20 protein-coding genes, 1 tRNA gene and 1 pseudogene are annotated in these 20,620 nt (G+C 65.0%); 10 read left to right on the top strand and 12 right to left on the bottom strand.

Annotated features, from left to right (window positions below):
- Nucleotides 1-6: 6 nt before the first annotated feature.
- Nucleotides 7-82 (bottom strand) — tRNA-Ile (locus tag OOJ09_RS30500).
- 134 nt (nt 83-216) lie between these two features.
- Between OOJ09_RS30500 and OOJ09_RS30505 the strand changes: the two genes are divergently transcribed.
- Entirely contained in the window at nt 217-927 is a 711-nt protein-coding gene (locus tag OOJ09_RS30505; protein WP_269908766.1) for an SIMPL domain-containing protein, read from the top strand.
- Between the two features lie 356 nt (nt 928-1,283).
- Here OOJ09_RS30505 and OOJ09_RS30510 read toward each other — a convergent pair whose 3' ends face one another.
- Together OOJ09_RS30510 and OOJ09_RS30515 are read right to left on the bottom strand one after the other, a co-directional pair.
- Nucleotides 1,284-1,640, bottom strand: a complete 357-nt coding sequence (locus OOJ09_RS30510; protein WP_269908767.1) for a hypothetical protein — start codon at nt 1,638-1,640, stop codon at nt 1,284-1,286.
- 263 nt (nt 1,641-1,903) lie between these two features.
- Nucleotides 1,904-2,350, bottom strand: coding sequence for a YcgN family cysteine cluster protein (locus OOJ09_RS30515; RefSeq protein ID WP_269908788.1), 447 nt, complete (start codon nt 2,348-2,350; stop codon nt 1,904-1,906).
- Between the two features lie 197 nt (nt 2,351-2,547).
- On the opposite strand from OOJ09_RS30515, the gene OOJ09_RS30525 reads away from it, so the two are divergent.
- Entirely contained in the window at nt 2,548-4,725 is a 2,178-nt protein-coding gene (locus OOJ09_RS30525; protein ID WP_420107573.1) for an OmpA family protein, read from the top strand.
- Between the two features lie 331 nt (nt 4,726-5,056).
- Nucleotides 5,057-5,572, top strand: a complete 516-nt coding sequence (locus OOJ09_RS30530; protein ID WP_269908770.1) for a TIGR00645 family protein — start codon at nt 5,057-5,059, stop codon at nt 5,570-5,572.
- 108 nt (nt 5,573-5,680) lie between these two features.
- Here the strand turns inward: OOJ09_RS30530 and OOJ09_RS30535 are convergent, their stop codons facing one another.
- The 3 genes from OOJ09_RS30535 to OOJ09_RS30545 all read right to left on the bottom strand — a co-directional run bounded on the left by OOJ09_RS30535 (nt 5,681) and on the right by OOJ09_RS30545 (nt 8,159).
- Entirely contained in the window at nt 5,681-6,547 is an 867-nt protein-coding gene (locus OOJ09_RS30535; RefSeq protein ID WP_269908771.1) for an SDR family oxidoreductase, read from the bottom strand.
- A gap of 101 nt (nt 6,548-6,648) precedes the next feature.
- On the bottom strand, nt 6,649-7,278 hold the full coding sequence (locus OOJ09_RS30540) for a helix-turn-helix transcriptional regulator (protein WP_269908772.1): 630 nt from the start codon (nt 7,276-7,278) through the stop codon (nt 6,649-6,651).
- A gap of 8 nt (nt 7,279-7,286) precedes the next feature.
- Nucleotides 7,287-8,159, bottom strand: coding sequence for a S1C family serine protease (locus tag OOJ09_RS30545; RefSeq protein ID WP_269908773.1), 873 nt, complete (start codon nt 8,157-8,159; stop codon nt 7,287-7,289).
- Between the two features lie 226 nt (nt 8,160-8,385).
- On the opposite strand from OOJ09_RS30545, the gene OOJ09_RS30550 reads away from it, so the two are divergent.
- The 3 genes and pseudogenes from OOJ09_RS30550 to OOJ09_RS30560 all read left to right on the top strand — a co-directional run.
- Nucleotides 8,386-9,348 carry a S1C family serine protease gene (locus OOJ09_RS30550; protein ID WP_269908774.1) on the top strand — a complete coding sequence of 321 codons (963 nt, stop codon included), beginning with the start codon at nt 8,386-8,388 and terminating at the stop codon, nt 9,346-9,348.
- A gap of 109 nt (nt 9,349-9,457) precedes the next feature.
- The gene (locus OOJ09_RS30555; RefSeq protein ID WP_269908775.1) at nt 9,458-10,417 is read left to right on the top strand and encodes an endonuclease/exonuclease/phosphatase family protein; all 960 of its coding nucleotides are present in this window, start codon (nt 9,458-9,460) and stop codon (nt 10,415-10,417) included.
- Nucleotides 10,418-10,690: 273 nt separating this feature from the next.
- A pseudogene (locus tag OOJ09_RS30560) lies at nt 10,691-10,934 on the top strand (TetR/AcrR family transcriptional regulator); the annotation flags it as partial.
- On the opposite strand, the gene OOJ09_RS30565 reads toward OOJ09_RS30560, so the two are convergent.
- Complete coding sequence (locus OOJ09_RS30565) at nt 10,867-11,823, bottom strand: LysR family transcriptional regulator (protein WP_269908776.1); 957 nt, start codon at nt 11,821-11,823, stop codon at nt 10,867-10,869. The pseudogene OOJ09_RS30560 and the gene OOJ09_RS30565 overlap by 68 nt on opposite strands.
- Nucleotides 11,824-11,933: 110 nt before the next feature.
- Here OOJ09_RS30565 and OOJ09_RS30570 point away from each other — a divergent pair, with 110 nt between their 5' ends.
- Nucleotides 11,934-12,569 carry an FMN-dependent NADH-azoreductase gene (locus OOJ09_RS30570; RefSeq protein ID WP_269908777.1) on the top strand — a complete coding sequence of 212 codons (636 nt, stop codon included), beginning with the start codon at nt 11,934-11,936 and terminating at the stop codon, nt 12,567-12,569.
- Nucleotides 12,570-12,624: 55 nt separating this feature from the next.
- Here OOJ09_RS30570 and OOJ09_RS30575 read toward each other — a convergent pair whose 3' ends face one another.
- Together OOJ09_RS30575 and OOJ09_RS30580 are read right to left on the bottom strand one after the other, a co-directional pair.
- Entirely contained in the window at nt 12,625-12,924 is a 300-nt protein-coding gene (locus OOJ09_RS30575) for an AzlD family protein (protein WP_269908778.1), read from the bottom strand.
- Nucleotides 12,921-13,655, bottom strand: coding sequence for an AzlC family ABC transporter permease (locus OOJ09_RS30580; RefSeq protein ID WP_269908779.1), 735 nt, complete (start codon nt 13,653-13,655; stop codon nt 12,921-12,923). The genes OOJ09_RS30575 and OOJ09_RS30580 overlap by 4 nt, the downstream gene beginning before the upstream one ends.
- Nucleotides 13,656-13,828: 173 nt before the next feature.
- Here OOJ09_RS30580 and OOJ09_RS30585 point away from each other — a divergent pair, with 173 nt between their 5' ends.
- Nucleotides 13,829-14,287 (top strand): Lrp/AsnC family transcriptional regulator, encoded by a 459-nt coding sequence (locus OOJ09_RS30585; RefSeq protein ID WP_269908780.1) that lies wholly within the window; start codon nt 13,829-13,831, stop codon nt 14,285-14,287.
- Between the two features lie 38 nt (nt 14,288-14,325).
- Here OOJ09_RS30585 and OOJ09_RS30590 read toward each other — a convergent pair whose 3' ends face one another.
- Nucleotides 14,326-15,168 carry a hypothetical protein gene (locus OOJ09_RS30590; RefSeq protein ID WP_269908781.1) on the bottom strand — a complete coding sequence of 281 codons (843 nt, stop codon included), beginning with the start codon at nt 15,166-15,168 and terminating at the stop codon, nt 14,326-14,328.
- 243 nt (nt 15,169-15,411) lie between these two features.
- On the opposite strand from OOJ09_RS30590, the gene OOJ09_RS30595 reads away from it, so the two are divergent.
- Complete coding sequence (locus OOJ09_RS30595) at nt 15,412-16,614, top strand: MFS transporter (RefSeq protein WP_269908782.1); 1,203 nt, start codon at nt 15,412-15,414, stop codon at nt 16,612-16,614.
- Between the two features lie 154 nt (nt 16,615-16,768).
- On the opposite strand, the gene OOJ09_RS30600 is transcribed toward OOJ09_RS30595, so the two are convergent.
- Together OOJ09_RS30600 and OOJ09_RS30605 are read right to left on the bottom strand one after the other, a co-directional pair.
- Nucleotides 16,769-17,902 (bottom strand): NAD(P)/FAD-dependent oxidoreductase, encoded by a 1,134-nt coding sequence (locus OOJ09_RS30600; RefSeq protein ID WP_269908783.1) that lies wholly within the window; start codon nt 17,900-17,902, stop codon nt 16,769-16,771.
- Nucleotides 17,903-17,941: 39 nt separating this feature from the next.
- Nucleotides 17,942-18,610, bottom strand: a complete 669-nt coding sequence (locus tag OOJ09_RS30605) for a peroxiredoxin (RefSeq protein WP_269908784.1) — start codon at nt 18,608-18,610, stop codon at nt 17,942-17,944.
- 140 nt (nt 18,611-18,750) lie between these two features.
- Here OOJ09_RS30605 and OOJ09_RS30610 point away from each other — a divergent pair, with 140 nt between their 5' ends.
- A complete protein-coding gene (locus tag OOJ09_RS30610) occupies nt 18,751-20,376 on the top strand; it encodes a BTAD domain-containing putative transcriptional regulator (protein WP_269908785.1) in 1,626 nt (541 codons plus the stop codon).
- Nucleotides 20,377-20,620 lie beyond the last annotated feature (244 nt).

Below are 20,620 nucleotides of genomic sequence, written 5' to 3' on the forward strand. Positions count from 1 at the left end.
TGGTCATGGTGGGCCCGGAGGGACTCGAACCCCCAACCAAGCGGTTATGAGCCGCCGGCTCTAACCATTGAGCTACAGGCCCCACGCGGGCTGGATTAATGTTTTTCCCGCCGCGGCACAAGGCTTTCCCGACGGGCTTTCCGTGATCGCCCAAATCAACCCATAATCGCGCTCTACGCGAGCCGTGCGACTTGATCGCGGACCAAGGAGATTTTCATGACCAGACACCTTTTGCCCCTCGCGCTCGCCGCCGCGATCGCTTTTCCGGCGATGGCTGGAGCCGCCGACTTGCCGACGCCGCCCCGCATCATTGTCAGCGGCGAAGGCGAAGCAACCGTGGCCCCCGATCTGGCGGTCCTGACGCTCAGCGTCATGCGCGAAGCCAAGACCGCGCGCGCCGCGCTCGACGCCAACAACGACGCCATGGCCGCCGTGATCGCGGCGATGAAGTCGGCCGGCATCAAGGACCGCGACCTGCAGACCGCCGGCATCCAGATCAATCCGCGCTACAACTACACCAACAAGCCGGACGGCAGCCAGGAAGCCGAACTCGTCGCCTATCAGGTGACCAACACGCTTTCGGTGCGCGTGCGCGACGTCGACAAGACCGGCGATATCCTCGACAAGGCGGTGTCGCTCGGCGTCAACCAGGGCGGCGGTATCGCCTTCACCAATGACGACCCGGCGGCCACCGTCACCGAGGCGCGCAAGAAGGCGGTCGCCAACGCCATCGCCAAGGCCAAGACGCTGGCCGAAGCCGCCGGCGTCAGCCTCGGCCGGGTGCTCGAGATCACCGACCAGAACATCGCGCCGACGCCGATGCCGATCAACGCCAAGGCCTTCGACGCCGCGGCCGGCGCGGTTCCGGTGCAGGCCGGCGAAAACTCCTACAACGTCCAGGTCACCGTCACCTTCGAGTTGAAGTAACCGGCTCTGACGATCCGTGGCCGGGCTTGCTCGGCCACGGGTTCGATCATCGCCGATACCGTGCATGAAAAACCCCGCGGGATTGCTCCCGCGGGGTTTTTTCGAGCCACACCCTTCAAGTGGAAAGGGGCTCAGCTAGTCCAAGCTCATCTTCGCAGAAGATGATGCTTCCAGGCTGATCTTCGCAGAAGATCATGCCTCCAAACTCCAGGCTGACCCTCGTCGAGGGTCATGCCTCCAGGCTGATCCTCGCAGAAGATCATGCCTCCAAACTCCAGGCTGACCCTCGTCGAGGGTCATGCCTCTGGCTGATCCTCGCGGAGGATCATGCCCTTACAATCAAGTCGAACCTGGCCTCAGCGATAAATAACCGGGCAGCCACGCTCGTTGGCGAACACGATGACGACGCGGTCGCCGTCTTGGCGGCCCACCACTTTGACCGTGCGGCGGTTCACGTCGACGATGCGGGCCCGGTAGAGGCCCATGCGCTCTGCCTTGTCGAGGGCGCGCTCCGGCGAACAGCCACGGCGCCAGTAGTCACGGCGTTCATCACGGCGATGGCGGTAGCCATCGTCACCAGTATAGACGCCGAAACGCGGGTCGTCGTTGTTGCCGAAGCCGAGATAGAGGCTGTCGGCATGAGCGGGCATGGCCGCCAGCGTGCCAAGGCCGATCAGGGCCGAGAGGGCCGCCGTCTTTATCGTATTGAACATGGTCTTCTCTCCTTGTTGCGGGCTTTCGCCCGTCCTCGTGAAATCGATGGGGGGAGAATGCACGAGCCTGTCTGAACTATTTACGAACTCGCCGTTCATCCGCGGTTCATGTGGCGGGAAAGGGAAATCGCTGGCCGCTTCTCAATCTTCGCCGGTTTTCGAACAATGGCCGCCAACGCCTTTTCCCCGCGCCCGGTTCCCGGCGTACGGAGGACTCCCGCGCCGATGGCGCAAGATCGGGGTCGATCGTCCCGAGGCCAGCCCTATGGCTCCTCGTCCAGCATATAGTCGAAATAATCTTCCGGCTCGGCAAGGTCGGTCTCGCTCGCCTTGACCCGGCCGCGCATCGAGATGCCGGCCTCATGCACGGTCTCGGCACTGCCCGATACCAGCCGGTGCCACCAGTAGAGATCGCGGCCCTCGGCCACCAGCCGGTAGGCGCAGGTGCTGGGCAGCCAGCTGATGCTGCGCACATTGCGCGGCGTCAGCCCGACGCAGTCGCTGACGCGCGCCAGCCGGTTGGCATAGTCCGAGCAGCGGCAGCTCCGCGCGTCGAACAACCGGCAACCGACGCTGGTCCAGTAGATCTCTCCGGTATCCTCGTCCTCGAGCTTCGACAGACAGCATTTGCCGCAGCCGTCGCACAGCGACTCCCACTCGGCCGGGCTCATTGCCTCCAGCGCCTTGGTCTTCCAGAATGGCGTTTCCATTTCCGGGATGTGGCCCCGGCCGCCGGCAAGGTCAAGCGCCGCAACAGCCAGAATGCGGCGATCGCCAGCCAAAAGACATGAAGTTGCCTTCAAAAGGCCGGCCAATCGCCCCGTACGGTCCCTATCCCGGCGAAACCGGAACCAATCGGCGCAAGATCGGTTACGGCAAGGATGGGACCCCACAAGGAGAATTTTTAATGAAACGCCAACCACGGATTCTGGCAGGCACCGCACTTGGCCTGTTGATGGCATCCGCGCCGTTGGGCGCGTACCCGCTGCAAGGCAATGCCGCATTCGGCCCGGCCCAGCGAACGTCAGCCCCATTCATTTTGGCGCAGGCCGCGTGCGCCGAGGGCGAATCAGCCGAAGCCTGTGCACAGCAGCAAAGGGTCCCCAAGAAGCAGGAACAGGCCCAGCCCGCGCAAGGCGAGCAGCCAGCCCAGGCGGAGCAGCCCGCGCAAGGCGAGCAGCCACCGCGCAAGAAGCGTGACCAGCAGCAGACCGAGCAGGCACCCGCCGACCAGCAGGCGCAGCCCGAGCAGCAGCCGCGCAAGAGGAAGCACGATCAGCAGCAGCAGATCGAAGCCGCGCCAGCCGAACAGGCCGCTCCGGCCGCCGAACAACAGCAACCTCGCAAGAGGAAGCGTGATCAGCAGCAGCAGACTGAACAGGCGCCAGCCGAAGCAGCGCCAGCGCAACAGGCTGCTCCCGCCGTCGATGAACAGCAGCTGAAGCCGCGCAAGAAGAAACGCGATCAGCAACAGCAGATCGAAGCCGCTCCGGCTGGAGAGGCTCCCGCCGGCCAAGTGGCACCCGCCAACGACAACCAGCCGGCCGATCAGGCCAAGCCGCGCAAGAAGCACAGGCAGGACCAGCAGGCCCAGCCGGCCGAGCCGGCCGTCGTGCCGACGCCGACCCAGAAGGCAGCTCCTGCCGGGGAAGCGGTTCCCAAGATCGAACCGGCTCCTGCCGGCGAACAGCCCGCGCTCCAGGGCGACCAACCGCAGGACAAGAGGAAGAAGCACGGCAAGAAACCGGTTGGCGAGCAGCCGGCCACGGCTGAACAGCCCGCCACCGGTGAGCAACCTGCCACTGGTGAGAAGCCGGTAACCGCGGAACAGCCAGCCATCGGCAGGCAACCGGCCAATGGCGACAAGGCAGCGCCCGTCCAGGGTGAAAACCCGGTGCAGGGCGAAGCACCCGCCGATCCCAATGCGGCCCCCATTCTGGACAGCCAGAAGGATGCCGTGCGCAAGGGCGGCAGGAAGCACGGCCAGCAGAATGGCGAGCAGCAGAATGGCGGGCAGCAGAATGGCGGGCAGAACGCCCAGCAAGGCGGCGATCAGGGCCGCAAGCCGGCGGTCGCTCCCGTCGACCAGGGACCGCCGCCAGCCGACGACAAGGCCGCTCAGCAGGAGATCAAGCCCGAGAAGATCGTCCCCGTGACGGAGGAAAAGGGCAAGCGCCTCGATCGCGCCCCCGACGAGAACATCCGCGACCGCCGCCGCCCCAAGGGCGTCGACGTGCTCAGGGAAATCGGCGACCGCGTCATCATCCAGCTCGGCGGCCAGACGATGGTCCAGAGCAACGATGCCCCGCGCATGAACCGCGGCGCCAAGGATGTCTATTACGAGGATCTGCCGCAGGGCCGGACGCGCGAGACCGTCGAGCGCGGCAATGGCGTGCGGATCGTCACTATCCGCAACCGTTACGGCGATGTCATCCAGCGTTCGCGCATCACCCCCGATGGCCGCGAATATGTGCTGAGCTATGTCGACGAGCGGAGCTATCAGGATGATGGCGACTGGCGCGATCCCGGCGACGACCTGCCGCCGATGCGGCTGACCATCCCGCGCCGTGACTACATCCTCAATTCCGAGGACGTCGAGGGCCCGGACGACTACTACACCTTCCTCGACCAGCCTCCGGTCGAGAGGGTCCAGCGTCTCTACTCGATCGACGAGGTCAAGCGTTCGGCCCGCGTGCGCGACATTGCGCGCCGCGTCGATCTCGACACGCTGAACTTCGAATTCGGTTCGGCCTCGATCTCCGACACCGAAGTGCAGAAGCTCGAAGGCGTCGCCAACGCCATGGAGAAGCTGTTGAAGAAGAACCCGGCCGAGACCTTCCTGATCGAGGGCCATACCGATGCCGTCGGCACGCCGGAGGCGAACCTTGCTCTGTCCGACCGTCGCGCCGAAGCGGTGGCCGAGGCGCTCACCAACGCTTTCGGCATCCCGCCGGAGAACCTGACGACGCAGGGCTATGGCGAGGAATATCTGAAGGTCGACACGTCAGCGCCAAACCGTGAGAACCGGCGCGTCGCCATCCGCCGCATCACCTCGCTGGTGGCGCCTGTCGCCAGCAACAATTGATCTGCCTTTCCAGAGGCTTGAGGAGGCTTCTGGAATCGGATCGGCAAGAGAGACCCATCCCGGCGCACCGGGATGGGCGGAAACGCGGGCGACGGTCCCAGCTCAACAAGAATTGTACCGGCATCAGAGCCCGCTCATTGAATCGAAGCGCCGCCTACCCCAGATTCAGGGCTGGGCGTTCCCTGCCCCGTCCCGACTCCAGCGGGACGCATTGAGCCCCGCCGGCCCCTCTCCGGCGGGGCTTTTTTGTCTGGCAAACTTTGTCTTGCAAACAGGGGCGACCTGACCGAAATACGGCCCGCATCCCAAGGAAGCCAACCGGAACCACTCCATGAAGCGTCTCGAACTGGCCATCGAATCGATCATTCTTGCCTCGCGCTGGCTGCTGGTCGTCTTCTATCTCGGCCTTGGCGTGGCGCTGGCCATCTACGCGCTGTCGTTCGGCAAGAAGCTCTACGAGTTCGTCACCGTGGCCTTCACGCTTGGCGACACCGACACCATCCTGAAGATGCTCGGCCTGATCGATGCCGCACTGGTCGCTTCGCTGGTGGTGATGGTCATCATCTCGGGCTACGAGAATTTCGTCAGCCGCTTCGACGAGAATGACGGCAAGGTCCATTGGCTGGGCACGATCGATGTCGGCTCGCTGAAGGTCAAGGTCGCCTCGACCATCGTGGCGATCTCGTCGATCCATCTGCTGCAGGTGTTCCTGAACTCGGTCTCCTATACGACCGACCAGCTGATGTGGCTGACCATCATCCACCTCGCCTTCGTCCTCTCGGCGCTGATGCTCGCCTATATCGACCGGCTGATGGGCCTGGGCAAGGCCAGGAAGGACGAGGGCTAAGCGGCAGCCGGATGTTTGATCATTCCGGCAGGATCGACGCTCTATCGCCTCGTATGGGCAAGGCTTTCCCCCGGCTCAGCGACTTGCGGGCGGCAAGCCGGCCTGCCTTTAGTAGATGCTCTTGATCTTGCTGTCCGTCCGGGCGAACACCTCGTCCGGCACGAAAAAGTCACCGGCCAGCGGCCCGGTCGCGCCCGGCGCGTAGGCCGAGAAATCCGTGACGCCCTCGGCGCGCAGCACCTCCTCGTCGATGTAGAAATTGCCGGTCGTTTCGCGCGATGGCCGCATGAAGATGGCATGCGCGGCGTCGGCCATGATGTCGGGGGAACGGCTCATCGCCGCGACCGTCGCGCCTCCCAGCAGATTGCGCACCGCCGCCGTGTCGATGGTCGAGATCGGCCACAGCGAATTGACCGCGATGCCGTCCCTGGCGAACTCCGCGCTCATGCCCAGCGTACACATCGACATGCCGAACTTGGCCATGGTGTAGGCAACGTGATTCTTGAACCACTTGGCCTTCATGTCGAGCGGCGGCGCCAGATTCAGGATGTGAGGATTGTTGGCTAACTTCAGGTGCGGAATGCACATTTTGGACACCAGGAAGGTGCCGCGCGTGTTGATCTGGTGCATCAGGTCATAGCGCTTCATGTCGGTCTCCAGCGTGCCGGTGAGCTGGATGGCGCTGGCATTGTTGACGCAGATGTCGATGCCGCCGAATTTTTCGACGGTCCTTGAAACCGCCTCGGCGACCTGCGCCTCCTCGCGGATGTCGCACAGCACGGGCAGCGCCTTGCCACCGGCCTGCTCGATCTCTTCAGCGGCGGTGTAGATCGTGCCAGGCAGCTTCGGATGCGGCTCGGCGGTCTTGGCGGCGATCGTCACATTGGCGCCGTCCCGCGCGGCGCGCAGCCCGATCGCCAGCCCGATGCCGCGCGATCCGCCGGAGATGAACAGCGTCTTTCCCTTGAGCGACATTCCTTGCGCCTCCCTTGCAACATGGCAGGCGCGAACCTTTGCGCGGCGGGCGACCACAGCGCAAGGCCCGAGATGCCCACATGTGGGTTACGCAGCGGAGGCTAAACCAGCACCAGGCCCTGCCGCATGGCGATGGCGATCGCGTCGGTGCGGTTGGCGGCACCGAGCTTGATCAGGATCGCCGCGACGTGGAACTTCGCCGTGTGCACGGAAATGTTGAGCCGCCGCGCGATCACCTTGTTGGGCGCGCCTTCGGCCAGCAGCGCCAGCACTTCCGCCTCGCGCGGCGACAGCGTCGGTCGGGCGGCATGCTCGTCGGAGGTCTCGTCCTCGAACGGCTCGCCCTCGCCGGCATGGAAACCCTCATGGCGCCCGCTTCCGCCATCGTCCGTGACGCGAAAGCCGGCCGCCGCCAGCCGCGCCGCCGCGGCGATCAGCAGATCATCCGCGCTTGCGGGCAGGATGGCCATCACCTCGCCGGCAGGCCGCGCCACGTTGGCACGCCCAGACAACAGCACCCGTGGCGTGGAAGCCGGCACGGCATCACCGCTCCTGTCGTCAACGATGGCGACATCGGCGGCGCCGGCCACGACCGGCAACAGGTCATCGCTGGCGGCAAGCGAGGCAGCCAGGCGCTCGGCGCGGCCCGCGTCGCCAAGCGCAATCAGCACCACCAGCCGCCGCGAGGCGGCGCCGTCACCCATGATCCGGTCGCTGGCGGGCCTGTCCATCGATCCCCTCAGGAAAGCGGCTTTTCGCCGATGGTCAGCGCAACATCGCGCTGTTCGCCGCCGCGCACCACGCCAAGCGTCACCGAAGCGCCGGCGCTGTCGGGGCCAAGCCTGCGGATCAGCTCACGCGGGCCATGCACGGCCTCGCCATTCCACGCCACGATGATGTCGCCGAGGGAGAGGCCGGCGGCCTTGGCCGGGCCATCCTCGTCGAGGCTCATCACCATCGCGCCATGCGCGTCACGGTCGCGCACCGGGTGCAGGCCGGCGCCGAGATAGCCGCGCGCGACATGACCCTTCTCGCGCAGCGTTGCCACCGCCCGCTCGATCGTCTCGTAGGGCATGACCAGCGCCCGGTGGCGCGGTCCGAACAGAAGCATGCCGATCAGCGCGCCCTTGGCGTCGAGCACCGGGCCGCCCTCGAAACGGCCGCCGGCGCCGATGGCCAGATTGAGCCGCCGGTCGATGGTGCCGCCGCGCATCGAGCGCCAGGTCGGACCCACCTCGCCGACCGAGCCCGACACCGCCAGCGCGGAACCCTCGCTGTTGCCGATGGCGATGGCGATGTTGCCGGGCCGCACCGCATCCGCCTTGGCAAGCGTGGGCACAGTGGCCGCATCGGCGGGCTTCAGCAGGGCGACGCCGGTCGAGGGATCGCGGCCGACCAGCTCGGCCTTCACCGTCTCGCCCGAAGCCAGCGTCAGCTCGATCTCCTCGCCGGCCTCGACAGCTTCCTCGGCGGTGACGAAATAGCCGTCGCGCCAGTGGAAGGCGGTGGCGGTGCGGTGATGATGCGTGGACAGGCTCGCTGTAACCGGTGCCGCCTTGGCGGCGAGATCGGCGATGGCCTGGGAAAACGCACTCAGATTGAAATCGCTCATATTGGTCTCCTGGGTTCATCCATGCCCCAGATATCGCTCGACAGTGCGCTCGGAGGTACTCGCCTGACGGCTAGTTGGTGGTTTGACTGGCCATCTGGTCAGGTCGCGGCGGTTCCAGCCGCTCCGCACATATAGTGCGTGTCGCGCAAAAGTGCCCAGCGGTTTTGGGACAACGACACACCCAGAAGAAAAGTCTTCCTCGCGCCCGAAAACACGGAGCCCGCCCATGGCCCTCGCCGCCGCCAAATTCCCAGCCGATGACATATTGGCCGACGACACGCTGCTCGACGCCTATTCGACGACGGTCGCCGACGCGGTCGACCGCATCGGTCCGGCCGTCTGCCGCATCGAGCGCATCGGTGGCCAGGGCGGCCATGGTTCCGGCTTCGTCATCGCGCCGGACGGCCTGGTCGTCACCAATTTCCACGTCGTCGGCGACGCCAAAACGGTGCGCGTCTCGATGCCGGACGGCGCCTCCAGCGAAGGCCGCGTGCTTGGCCGCGACCCCGACACCGACATCGCGCTGGTGCGCGCCGATGGCAGCTTTGCCGATGTCGCACCGCTTGGCGATTCCAAGCGCCTGCGGCGCGGCCAGATCGCCATCGCCATCGGCAACCCGCTCGGCTTCGAATGGACCGTCACCTCCGGCGTCGTCTCGGCGCTCGGCCGCTCGATGCGCGCCTCGACCGGCCGGCTGATCGACGACGTCATCCAGACCGACGCGTCACTTAACCCCGGCAACTCCGGCGGGCCGCTGGTGTCGTCGGCCGGCGAGGTCATCGGCGTCAACACCGCCATGATCCATGGCGCGCACGGCATTGCCTTCGCGGTCGCCTCCAACACCGCCAATTTCGTCATCTCGGAGATCATCCGCTTCGGCCGCGTGCGCCGCGCCTTCATCGGCGTTTCGGCCGACACCACCAATTTGCCACGCCGCGCCGCCCTTCTGTCGCAGGTGTCGACCAGCACGGCGGTGCGGCTGCGCAGCGTCGAGAAGGACGGCCCGGCGGCCAAGGCCGGCCTGAAGGAAGGCGACATCATCGCCGCCATCGACGGCCGCCCGGTCACCGGCGTCGACGACCTCGTGCGCATGCTCGACGCCGAGCGCATCGGCCGCGAGACGCTGTGCACCGTGGTGCGCCGCACCGGCGTCAGCCAGGTGACGGTGACGCCGGTGGCAAGGGGCTGAGCGGGCTAGGGCCGGCGGACGAAGCCCGGCCATCGGTCATGTCATCGGCCTGCCATCTGGCCAGCCTATTGGGAGAACTCTCGACAGGATATTCCCAGAGGAAATCGACATGAACGCAAAGGTACTGGCGGTCGCGCTTGGCGTCCTGGCGGCGGCGGGCGGCAATGCATCGGCCACCGAGACGTCGCTGACGATGATGGCGTTCAACATCTGGGGCGGTGGCGGCAATGCCGGCAAGCCGGTCGATGAAACCGTGGCCGCAATCAAGGCGGCGGGCGCCGACATCGTCGCCATTTCGGAGACGCGGCTGGAAGGTGATCCCTGCACGGCGGATGTTTGTGCGCCACGCGGTGAATCCGTCGCACCGAAAATCGCCGCCGCACTTGGCTTCCACTACTACGACCAGACCGCGGCCAACCCGGCGATCTGGGCCAATGCCGTCATCTCGCGCTATCCGATCGTCAAGCCGACGGCGGACGATCTCGGCGTCGCCATCGATGTCATGGGGCGAAGCGTCTATGTGTTTTGCGTCAACCTGGACGACGCGCCATACCAGCCCTACCAGCTTCTCAACATCGAATATGGCGCTGCCCCTTTCCTCAAGACAGCGGACGAAGCCATCAAGTCGGCCGAGTCGACCCGCGGCAAGGCCTTCAATGCACTGATCGCCGATGCCGATGCCGCAACCAATGCCGACGCGGTCTTCATCGCCGGCGACTTCAACGAGCCCTCGCACCGCGACTGGACACCGGGCACGGTGAAGGCCGGCTTCCAGCCACTGGCCGTCGCGTGGCCAGGCACCAGCAAGCTGGAGAAGGCAGGCTTTGTCGACCTCTTCCGCGCGGCCTATCCCGATGAGGTTGCCAAGCCCGGCATCACCTGGACGCCGACCACCGAGGCCAGCGATCCGAAAGACCATCACGATCGCATCGACTTCATCTTCGCCCGTGCCAAGGCGCTGAAGGTCCACAGCGCCGGCGTCGTGGGTGAGAAGGCCCCTGAAGCCGACATCGTCGTTTCACCATGGCCGTCGGACCACCGTGCGGTGGTGGCCAAGGTGTCATTTTGACGCGGGAAAAGTCAGCTTAAATAATGGGATAGAGCTGCGTTTTGATTCTATTTGATCACGCGCCGCGCAAGAATCCATGGAGGCAGCGGCACCAGCAGCGCCGCCATGGAGCGGTGGGATGGGACCGGCCAAGCGGCCGTGGCTCCGGGCACCACCTCTGCCGACAGTTGCTGACGGGAACCGCCGTTCAGACCCCCGCGGCACCCTCCATATATTGCGCCGGAAACGCCCGGCGGGCGGGATCGGCTTGATGATGACGTCGATCAGCACGCGATCGACAACCGCCACGGCAACCGCTCGCTGCGCGAAGGCCTTGTCGCTGCGATGCGGGCCAATACGATGACGAGACTGCCGGCGGAGGCGCTGACCGCGCTGCTGGCTTCCGCCTTCGACCGTGCGGGCACTGGCCATCGAGGCCGGCGCCCCGGCCGGCGACTATCGCACAGTTCTCATGGCGATGATTGATGGATTGTCTCCGGCTCTTCGTCAGGCACCTGGCCCGGCTCGAACTCGTTGAAACAGCCGAGCTGGCGTTTGAACTGGTCGATCAGCCAGGCCGCCGCCGGCTTCGGGCTGCGGTCGGCACGATGCATGGCAAACAGCGGCGAGCGCACCTCGCTGTAGGGCTCCAGATCCAACTCGACCAGCCGGCCGCTCGCCAGGTCGTCGGCGACCAGCCAGCGCGGCAGCCCGCCCCAGCCCAGCCCCTCGCGCATCAGCGCATGCTTGGTGCGCACATCGGTCAGCCGCCAGGTGCGGTAGGCGAACACGCCGTAGTCGTGTCCCTTGGTGCGCTCCGACTGATCGGAGACGACCAACTGCGTGTATTCGCGCACATCCTCCAGTGGCACCGGCCTGGGCAGCAGCGCCAGCGGGTGGCTGGGTGCCGCAACCGGCACCATCGAGGTGAAGCCAATGCGCAGAAGGTGCACGTCGGCGTCGCCCGGAATGCCGCCGACGCCAAGATCGGCCTCGCCGCTGACGACATGATCGATGATCAGCCCGAGCGAACCGATATGCAGCCGCAGCATGACCGTGGGAAACTGCGCCTCGAACGCCTTCAGCACCCGCACCAGCACCGGCGAGGGCAGCGACATGTCGACCGATATCGCGACTTCCGCCTCCAGACCTTGCCTGTGCCCATCGACGCGCGAGCGGATGCGCTGCAGCACGCCGACCATGCGGCGCGCATCTTCCAGCGTCGCCCGGCCGACATCGGTCAGCCGCGGCTCGCGCGTGCCCTCGCGCTCGAACAGTTTCAGGCCAAGTTGCGCCTCGAGATTGGCAATGCCGTAGCTGATGACGGATTGCGCCCGGTTCAGCTTGCGGCCGGCGGCCGAGAAACTGCCGGCATCGGCAACGGCAACGAGGATCTGAAGCTGGTCGAGCGTCGGGTTCGGTTGCATGGTGATATCCAATTTATCGATGGATAGTATAAGAAATATACCAGTTTTTCGAATGGATCGATAGCCCCATATCTGGCGGGACAATTCAATTCCCACTGGAGAGACCCGCCATGTCCATTCTTCTTGTTACCTCGAGCCCGCGCGGCTCTGCCTCGCACTCGACCCGCATCGCCACCGAATTCGCCGAGAAGCTGCTTGCCGCCGATCCGTCGAACACGCTTGTCGTGCGCGACCTCGTCGCCAACCCGCTGCCGCATATCGACGCCGACTATGCGACCGGCATCTACACGCCGGCCGAATCCCGCACCGCGCGCCAGGCCGAAGTGGTCGGCGTTTCCGACATCGCGCTCGACGAGCTGTTCGCCGCCGACACGGTCATCCTCGCCACCGGCTTCATCAACTTCAACATCTCCTCGACCTTGAAGTCGTGGGTCGATCACGTCGCCCGCTCCGGCAAGAGCTTCGCCTATGGCGAGAACGGCCCCAAGGGCCTCGTCACCGGCAAGAAGGTCTATATCGTGCTGGCTTCCGGCGGCATCTACTCCGAGGGTGCGGCCGTGCAGATGGATCACGCCATTCCTTACCTGCGCAGCGTGCTCGGCTTCATCGGCATGACCGATGTCGACGTCATCCGCATCGAAGGCGTCGGCATGGGCCCTGACGCGGTGACCGCCGCGCTCGCCAAGGCGACCGCCAAGGTCGACGCCGTGGTCGCGGCCAGCCGAGACGTCGCGGCCGCCGCGTAAAATACTGATCCTGTCCCCATCGAAAGGCAGGCGCGGTGCGCCTGCCTTTTTCGTTCTATCCGATGAAATGTCTGAGCAGCCCCGCCGAGGCCACCCCGAGCAGAACGGTCGGCAGCATGGACAGCCGCGTCGCGGCGGCGAAAGTGATCGCCAGCGCCAGAAGATCGGCAGGGTGCCTCGACACGAAGGCTGGCGCGATGACCGAGATCAGCACGCAACCAGGCGCCGCTTCCATCACCGCCGTGGCGCGGGCGCCGAGCACGCGGTTGCGCAGCACGACATAGCCGCCGATCCGCGTCAGATAGGTGACGCCGGCCATCAGCACGATGGTGAGAAGGGTCGCTGGATCGATCATGCATCACCTGCCATCAGCCAGGCCGAGACCAGTCCCGACACGGCGCCGGCGGCGACATACCAGGCGCCCGGAATGAAGAGATAGGCAAGTGCGGCGACGACCAGGCTGACCAGCCACGGCCGCGCTGCCGCCATGCCCTTCCACATGCCACGCATCAGCACCAGGAAGACAGCCGGAAACGCCATGTCGAAACCATAGGTCTCGACATCGCCCAGCATCGGGCCGAGCAAGGCCCCTGTCGTGGTGAAGGTCAGCCAGGTGAGATACATCGCAAGTGCCGCGCCCATGTAATAGCGCGGGCTGAAGGCTGGTATTATGCCAGCGGCGGCACGCTGCCTGGCGTCGGCAAGGCCGAGTGCCCAGCTCTCGTCGCATAGGAAGAACAGCGCCGGAAACATCTTGCGTCGCGGCAGATGACGCAGGAACGGCGCCAGGGCCGCGCCCATCAGCAGATGCCGGCTGTTGACCAGGAAGGTGATGGCGACGATCAGCACGATGTGCGGCGGCGACGTCCACAACTGGATCGCCGCGAATTCCGAGCCGCCGGCGAAATTCAGCCCTGTCATGACAGGCAGTTCGACGACGCTCAAGCCCTTCTGCGTGGCCTGGGCGCCGAGCACCAGCGCGTAGGGGATGGTGCCGAACAGCACCGGCGCGCATGACGCCACGCCACGGCGGAACTCGGATCCCGAACCATCGCCAGTCGTCTCGACTGCTTGTGAAATGCTCATTTCTATCCATGGGCTGGCCTCGCGGCCGCCGCTTCCGGTTGCGTTTGAAATCTCGTGGTGTCGGCGGCAAACATACCCAAGCCCGTCCGCAATTTGGTTGCGAAGATGCGTTTCATCTGCCAAAATTTAGCACCAAACATCACGATTTCGAAAAATGATGGAATCCATAGCCAATGAAACTGGATGAGATCGACAGGCGGATCCTGCGGGCGCTGCAGCGCGACGGTCGCATGGCCAACACCGACCTGGCCAATGAAGTCGGCCTGTCGCCCTCGCCATGCCTGCGGCGCGTCAAACTGCTGGAGGAGGCCGGCGTCATCGACCGCTATGTCGCGGTGCTCAATCCGGCCAGCATCGGCAAGGGACTCACCTTCTTCACCCGCATCTGGCTGAAGACGCAGGACGAGGACACGATCGAGCATTTCGCCACCGAAGTGGCCAAGCTGCCGCAAGTGATGGAATGCTATCTGATGCTCGGCGACTGCGATGCCATGGTGCGCGTGGTGGCGGCCGGCATCGACGACTATCGCCGCTTCCAGTCGGAGCATCTGAGCCGCATCAAGGGCGTGCAGAACGTCAAGACCGACGTTCCCAGCCAGACGATCAAGTACACGTCGGAATTGCCGATCTGACGCGTGTCACAGGCGCTTCGGCGCCTGCCTTTCCGCTTTCAGGGCGAACCATCCTCGCGCAGGATGTTCGGGCTGAGCCGGGCGACAGCAACCGGACCAATCAATGGAGTGGCTCCGAAAAATGGCGTGGCCCTTGTGCCGAGATAGATCGCACTGGTGGTTGCCATGCTCGATAGCGTAGCGAACGCATAGGCGAAGGGCAGCCAGCCGTCGGACAGCGCCAATGCCACGACCGTGAAAAAGGCCGCGAAAGAGAACGACCCGACGATAACGCCACGCAGCAGATTGGCGGCTGCGGGTGCTCCCCGCTGATGATGGGTGAACATCGCCAGGACAAGGACGAATACGGGAAACGGCGCCACAAGCCCACTGAGCTGCGGCCCAAGATACCTGGTCGACAGGGTGATCAGGAAGACGAAGCCTGTCGAAACGATCATCCGGGCGGGAAGGTCCCATCTGGGCGCTATCCCGGCAAGCGCTTCCATATTCACCGGTTTGGTGAGGAAGGACAGAAGCAACAATGCCGCCAGAAGCAGCCCAATGGCCTGTGCGAATGTCCAACTGGCCAGGTTCCAGACAAAGGTGGCGAGAAAGAAGGCGCAGACTCCCGCGATCATGCTGACCCAGCAGTTGAAGCGCCTTGCCGCGCGGGCGTAGACAAAGCAGAAGATGCAGGTCGAGACTTGGCCCACCAGATTGCCCACCGCCGCGTGCCGGGCGAACGCCGCACCATTTTCCAAGGCAGTGAAGACCGATACCGGGCCGGTCACCAGTGGAATCCCCATCAGCAGCCCGCCCACCGCCGGCCCGAAACGCCGGCTTAGCAAGGTGAGGCAGAGGATTAGGAATGGAGTGCTGAGAAGCTTGAAGACCAGGATCATGAACGGATGTCTTGGCCTTGTCCGGCCGCCTTGAAGAAGGATCACCCATCGAATACCGCAGCAAGTCAGCCGATGCCACTCCGATCACGGCAAGCGCTCGCGGAAAGCACCCGCGACGGCCGGGAAAAGGGCTGCATTCCAGACTGGATAAAAAATGCAACCGGATTGTAGGATTGGCCTCGGCGCCAGCGTCCTTCGGATGCAAGCAGCGCGCGGCGCTGCGCTCTGGCATGGGAGATTTGAATGAGCCTTTCCTATCGTTGGGTCATCGTCGCCGCTGGCGCGCTGATGTCCTGCGTCGCCATCGGCACGATGTTCTCGCTGGCGATCTTCCTCGAACCGATGGCGCTCGATACCGGCTGGTCGCGCGCCGGCATTTCGAGCGCCATGACGCTCAACTTCCTGGTGATGGGCCTTGGCGGCTTCGCCTGGGGCGCCCTGTCGGACCGCTTTGGCGCCCGCATCGTCGTCATGATCGGCGCAGTGCTGCTCGGGCTGGCGCTGGTGCTGGCCAGCCGCGCCGGCTCGCTCGTAGCCTTCCAGGTCACCTATGGCGTGCTGGTTGGCCTCGCCGCCAGCGCCTTCTTCGCGCCGATGATCGCGCTGACCACGGGCTGGTTCGACACCCATCGCGGCCTTGCCGTTTCGCTGGTCTCGGCCGGCATGGGCGTGGCACCGATGACGATCTCGCCCTTCGCCCGCTGGCTGATCTCGGCCTATGACTGGCGCACCGCAATGTTCGACATCGGCATCACGGCCTGGGTGCTGCTGTTGCCGGCGGTGCTTCTGGTGCGCCAGCCACCAAAGCCAGTTGGGCCCGGGACCAGCTCCGCGCCTGTTGCCGAAGGCGCCGGCATGACGGTCGGCCAGGCGCTGCGCTCGCCGCAGTTCATCGTGCTGGGACTGACCTTCTTTGCCTGCTGCGCCGCGCATTCCGGGCCGATCTTCCACATGGTGAGCTATGCCATGCTGTGCGGCGTCGCCCCCATGGCGGCGGTCTCGATCTACAGCGTCGAGGGTCTGGCGGGCCTCGGTGGCCGGCTTCTCTATGGCGTGCTGGCCGACCGGCTGGGCGTCAAGCCCGTGCTGATCGCGGGCCTCGCCATCCAGGCGGTCGTGATTGCCGCCTATCTCTCGATCAGCCAGCTCGAACAGTTCTATATGCTCGCCGTCATCTTCGGTGCCACCTATGGCGGCGTGATGCCGCTCTATGCAGTGCTGGCGCGCGAGTATTTCGGGCAGCGCATCCTCGGCACCGTGTTCGGCGCCGCCACCATGCTATCCAGCCTCGGCATGGCACTCGGACCGCTGGCCGGCGGCATGGTGTTCGATGCCTACGCCAGCTATTCCTGGCTGTTCATCGGCTCGGCCATCATCGGGCTTGGCGCGGCGGGCATCGCCATCGCCTTCCCGCCGCTGCCGCGCAGGCAGCTGCAGATGGCCTGAAGCAATTCCAGGAAAAGTGTGAAGCGGTTTTCCCGGGAAAGCGCGTAGCGGTTTTCCCGGGGAAAGCGCGTAACGCTTTCCCCGGGGAATTGCGTCAAACAAACCTGCTCTATCGGATGGGACGGGCGCCGGCGGCGCCCGCCTTTGCCGAAGCTCAGTGCCCGAACCAGCGGGCCTTGCGGCTGGAGCCGAAGTTCACCTTGTCGACTCGCAACGCCTCCGACGGTTCATAGAAAGCACCGGTGGGTTTTGGGCCGGAAAAGAAATCCACATCCACCCTGGCGATCCTGTTGGCGCCGAATTCGATGTAGCAGGATCCCGCACCTGGGTTCTTTGCCGTCTGCTCCTCATGGCGCAGTCTGGCGATCAGGTTCGCTGCAACGGTGCGCGCGGCGCCCTCGGCAAAGACCCCCGCCTTCGGCGCACCCGTATTGGCCAGATCGCCCAGCGCGTAGACGCCGGGAAAGCGGGTTTCGAGTGTGCGGGGATCGATGGTCACCCAGCCGCCCTCGGTCATGCCGGCCTCGACGACGACATCCGGAGCGCGGTTCCTGGGCACGCCAAGGAACAGATCGCAGGGCAGTTCGCTGCCGTTGTCGAGCGTCACGACCTTGCGGCCCTCGTCCACGGAAACCACGCGGGTGCTCGCAATGAAGGCAATATCGCGTTCGGCGAAAGCCGCGAGAAGCGCCTTCGAGGTTTCGGGAGAAGGCGGCACCGGGCTCGACATCGGGTTCACATAGGTGATCTGGCAGTTGTCACGGACACCTCTATCGGTCAGGTAGTCGTGCAGCATCAGGGCACACTCGCTGGGTGCTGGCGGGCATTTATAGGGCGCGCCGCAGACGCCGATCACGGCATGGCCGCGGGTCAAGCCGGGCAGCACCTTCGCCATGTGGGCGGCGCCCGGTACGGAGTAAAATTCGTTGCGGCCGAGCGTAATGCCGGGCGTGGCCGAAACGTCGTAATCCGCGCCGAGAGCGACTACCAGTATGTCCGCCTCGTGCACACCCTTGTCGGTCGTCACGCGCCGCCGTTCCGGGTCGATGGCGGTGACGGTCTCGCGCTTCATCGTGACGCCGGATTTGGCGTAGTCGGCGTAGGGTAGCCGCACGGCCGCTTCGGTTGCGCGGCCGAACATCAGATCGAGCTTGGCAAAGCCGAACACGAAGGCATCCGACTTGTCGATCAGGGTGACAGCAATGCTGTCACCCAAAGCTTCGGACAAGGACGTGCTGAGCTCGAGCCCGCCGAAACCGGCGCCAAGGATAAGGATACGGGGTTTCATACTGTCACCTCTTGTTGCCGGGTTGCCTGGAAAGAAGGCTCAGGCGTTGCTGTGCGGTTGCGGGACGATGCGGATGTAGGGCTTGGGCTGCTTCCAGCCCTCGGGATAGAGCACCTTGGCTTCATCGTTCGAAACCGAACCCGCGATGATCACGTCGTCGCCCTGCCGCCAGTTCACCGGCGTGGCGACGCGATGCTTGGCGGTCAGTTGCATGGAGTCGACCACACGCAGGATCTCGTCGAAGTTTCGCCCGGTGGTCATCGGATAGGCGATCATCAGCTTGATCTTCTTGTCGGGCCCGATGACGTAGACATGGCGCACCGTCTGGTTGTCGGCCGCCGTACGCCCCTCGGCGCTGTCGCCGGCCGTGGCGGGCAGCATATCGTAGAGCTTGGCAACGGCCAGCATCGGGTCGCCTATCATCGGGAAATTCGGCGCGTGTCCCTGGGTCTCGGCAATGTCATCAGCCCATCCGGCATGACGTTCGACCGGATCGACGGAGAGCCCGATGATCTTGACGCCGCGCTTGTCGAACTCGGGCTTCAACTTGGCCATGTAGCCGAGTTCGGTCGTGCAGACCGGGGTAAAGTCCTTGGGATGGGAAAACAGGATCCCCCAGGATGTACCCAGCCATTCGTGGAAGTTGATCGGGCCGTGTGTGGTCTCGGCGGTGAAATCGGGCGCGGTGTCGGCGATACGAAGAGACATTTGATCCTCCTGTGAGTGGTCGGAATTGACTACGGGTGCAGCTTAGGCAACCTATGTTCCGCCAGCGTTCCCCGCCCCACAGGTGCTTGTGACGGCCGATTTCGGGCGTGCGGGCCTCGCATCCTGGAAGGATCTTTCGAGTGCGCGTTCAAATTCAATTGCTCGGCGGGTTCAGTGTCGGTCTTGACGGTCAAGTCATTCCGGCCGCGGCGTGGCGGCGGGACCGTGGCGCGGCGCTGGTGAAGCTGCTGGCCGTCACCCGCTCCCACCGCATTCACCGCGAACAGGTGATGGAGGCGTTCTGGCCGGATCTCGATCCCGAGGCCGCGGGTGCCAACCTGCGCAAGGCCATCCATTTTGCCCGCCGCGCGCTTGGCGCCAATGACCTCATCGAGCAGACGGCCGATGTCATCGCCCTTGCCCTGGCGGCCGATCTTGAAATTGACGTTGACGCTTTCGAGGCCGCCGCCAAGCTTGCCTTGCGCGGCTCCGACCCTGCCGCCTGCGAAGCGGCGGCCGACCTTTACGCCGGCGACCTGCTGCCGGACGACCCCTATGTCGATTGGTTCGAGACGCCCCGCCAGGCCTTGCGCCAGCGCTATGCCGATGTGCTGCGGGCAGGCAAGCTCTGGCAGCGTCTGATCGCGATGGACCCCGCCGATGAGCAGGCCCAATGCGCCCTGATGCAGGCAGCGCTGGACGCCGGCAACAGGGCCGAAGCAATCAGGCTGTTCAATCACCTCAGCCAAAGCCTGCGCATCGACCTTGGAGTCGGCCCGGGTGCTGAAACCGTGAAGCTCTACGAAAAGGCGTTGGCCGTGCCCTCGATTGACCCAGTCGGGTTGAGCGACCGCATCCGCGCCTCGTTGGCCTGGGGCCTGCTGCATCTGCAAAGCGGCGATTTCGCCAAGGCCGCCCAGGTCGGCAGGGAAACCCGCGAGCTGGCTATGGGTGCCGGACTTGCCCGCGAGGTTGGCGAGGCCAGCGCCTTGATCGGGCTGGTGGCGCACATGCAGGGGCAATGGCGCGAATTGTTCCGGGCGGAATTCATCGAATGGGTGCGGGCCAAACCAGCCTTCGTCTCCAACGTCTTTGACGGGCATCTGTGCCTGGCCGAATTCTGCCTTTGCAGTGCCAAGGGCCATCACGACATCGCCGCTTCGGCGCGTGAACTGCTATCGGTCGCCGAGGGCGCCGGCTCGCTTGCCGGGCGCGGCCTTGCCTCCCTGGTGCTGGGCGAAGCTGCCTTGTTTTCGGGCCAGTTGGCCGAGGCCGAACGCATGCTGACGGAAGCCGAAAAACTCTATGCGCAGGTTGGCGCCATTGCCGGCCGCGTGCTGGCGCTCCAGCGTCTGACGGAACTTGCCCTGGCGCGTGGCCAGAAATGGCAGGCGGGACGGCTGATCCGGCGCGCCACGACCCTTGCCCAATCTTCCTGGCTTGCACCGCATCTGCTGATCAGCCTGAAGGGCCTCGAGGTGCGGGCCGCCTCCACGCCCGAAAAGATGGCCGCGACCATCCAGGAAGGCGACCGCATGTTGTCCGCCGGCCACAGCTGCCAACCTTGCTCGATGACCTTCCGCACCGCCGCGGCGGTTGCACTGGCCGAGGCGGGCGAAGTCGAACAGGTCAACCGGCGGCTCGATGAGGCTGAGCGGGTGGCCGGCATGTGGAATGGCGGACCCTGGGTGGCGGCCGTCTGGGAAGCGCGCGGTGTGCAGCGCCGCGCCGAGCAGAGCGAAAACCGCCGCCATGGCGGCATTTGAAGAAGCGGCCTCGCGCTTCGCCGCTCTCGGCAGGCCCATCGATGAGGCCCGTTGTCTGGAGCGTATGACGACCCCGGGCTAAAATGTGCTGAATCCGAAGATCCGTTTGCCGGTCGCCCTGATTTGAGTTCCGGCATGGCTTTTGGGCGCCTTGCCGCCGGAACATCAGATCGCATGAACGCATTCTAGCTTCGCGTGCAACCCGTTAGGCTGGCCGCGGACAGTCTGGAGTGCGTGGGAAACC

The sequence above is a fragment of the Mesorhizobium qingshengii genome, assembly GCF_027563465.1.
Taxonomy (GTDB): domain Bacteria; phylum Pseudomonadota; class Alphaproteobacteria; order Rhizobiales; family Rhizobiaceae; genus Mesorhizobium; species Mesorhizobium qingshengii_A.

What these genes read in the sequence shown, in the direction of transcription:
- OOJ09_RS30505 (WP_269908766.1), top strand. Translation starts at nt 217, where the DNA reads ATGACCAGACACCTTTTGCCCCTCGCGCTCGCCGCCGCGATCGCTTTT.
- OOJ09_RS30510 (WP_269908767.1), bottom strand. Translation starts at nt 1,640, where the DNA reads ATGTTCAATACGATAAAGACGGCGGCCCTCTCGGCCCTGATCGGCCTT.
- OOJ09_RS30515 (WP_269908788.1), bottom strand. Translation starts at nt 2,350, where the DNA reads ATGGAAACGCCATTCTGGAAGACCAAGGCGCTGGAGGCAATGAGCCCG.
- OOJ09_RS30525 (WP_420107573.1), top strand. Translation starts at nt 2,548, where the DNA reads ATGAAACGCCAACCACGGATTCTGGCAGGCACCGCACTTGGCCTGTTG.
- OOJ09_RS30530 (WP_269908770.1), top strand. Translation starts at nt 5,057, where the DNA reads ATGAAGCGTCTCGAACTGGCCATCGAATCGATCATTCTTGCCTCGCGC.
- OOJ09_RS30535 (WP_269908771.1), bottom strand. Translation starts at nt 6,547, where the DNA reads ATGTCGCTCAAGGGAAAGACGCTGTTCATCTCCGGCGGATCGCGCGGC.
- OOJ09_RS30540 (WP_269908772.1), bottom strand. Translation starts at nt 7,278, where the DNA reads ATGGACAGGCCCGCCAGCGACCGGATCATGGGTGACGGCGCCGCCTCG.
- OOJ09_RS30545 (WP_269908773.1), bottom strand. Translation starts at nt 8,159, where the DNA reads ATGAGCGATTTCAATCTGAGTGCGTTTTCCCAGGCCATCGCCGATCTC.
- OOJ09_RS30550 (WP_269908774.1), top strand. Translation starts at nt 8,386, where the DNA reads ATGGCCCTCGCCGCCGCCAAATTCCCAGCCGATGACATATTGGCCGAC.
- OOJ09_RS30555 (WP_269908775.1), top strand. Translation starts at nt 9,458, where the DNA reads ATGAACGCAAAGGTACTGGCGGTCGCGCTTGGCGTCCTGGCGGCGGCG.
- OOJ09_RS30565 (WP_269908776.1), bottom strand. Translation starts at nt 11,823, where the DNA reads ATGCAACCGAACCCGACGCTCGACCAGCTTCAGATCCTCGTTGCCGTT.
- OOJ09_RS30570 (WP_269908777.1), top strand. Translation starts at nt 11,934, where the DNA reads ATGTCCATTCTTCTTGTTACCTCGAGCCCGCGCGGCTCTGCCTCGCAC.
- OOJ09_RS30575 (WP_269908778.1), bottom strand. Translation starts at nt 12,924, where the DNA reads ATGATCGATCCAGCGACCCTTCTCACCATCGTGCTGATGGCCGGCGTC.
- OOJ09_RS30580 (WP_269908779.1), bottom strand. Translation starts at nt 13,655, where the DNA reads ATGAGCATTTCACAAGCAGTCGAGACGACTGGCGATGGTTCGGGATCC.
- OOJ09_RS30585 (WP_269908780.1), top strand. Translation starts at nt 13,829, where the DNA reads ATGAAACTGGATGAGATCGACAGGCGGATCCTGCGGGCGCTGCAGCGC.
- OOJ09_RS30590 (WP_269908781.1), bottom strand. Translation starts at nt 15,168, where the DNA reads ATGATCCTGGTCTTCAAGCTTCTCAGCACTCCATTCCTAATCCTCTGC.
- OOJ09_RS30595 (WP_269908782.1), top strand. Translation starts at nt 15,412, where the DNA reads ATGAGCCTTTCCTATCGTTGGGTCATCGTCGCCGCTGGCGCGCTGATG.
- OOJ09_RS30600 (WP_269908783.1), bottom strand. Translation starts at nt 17,902, where the DNA reads ATGAAACCCCGTATCCTTATCCTTGGCGCCGGTTTCGGCGGGCTCGAG.
- OOJ09_RS30605 (WP_269908784.1), bottom strand. Translation starts at nt 18,610, where the DNA reads ATGTCTCTTCGTATCGCCGACACCGCGCCCGATTTCACCGCCGAGACC.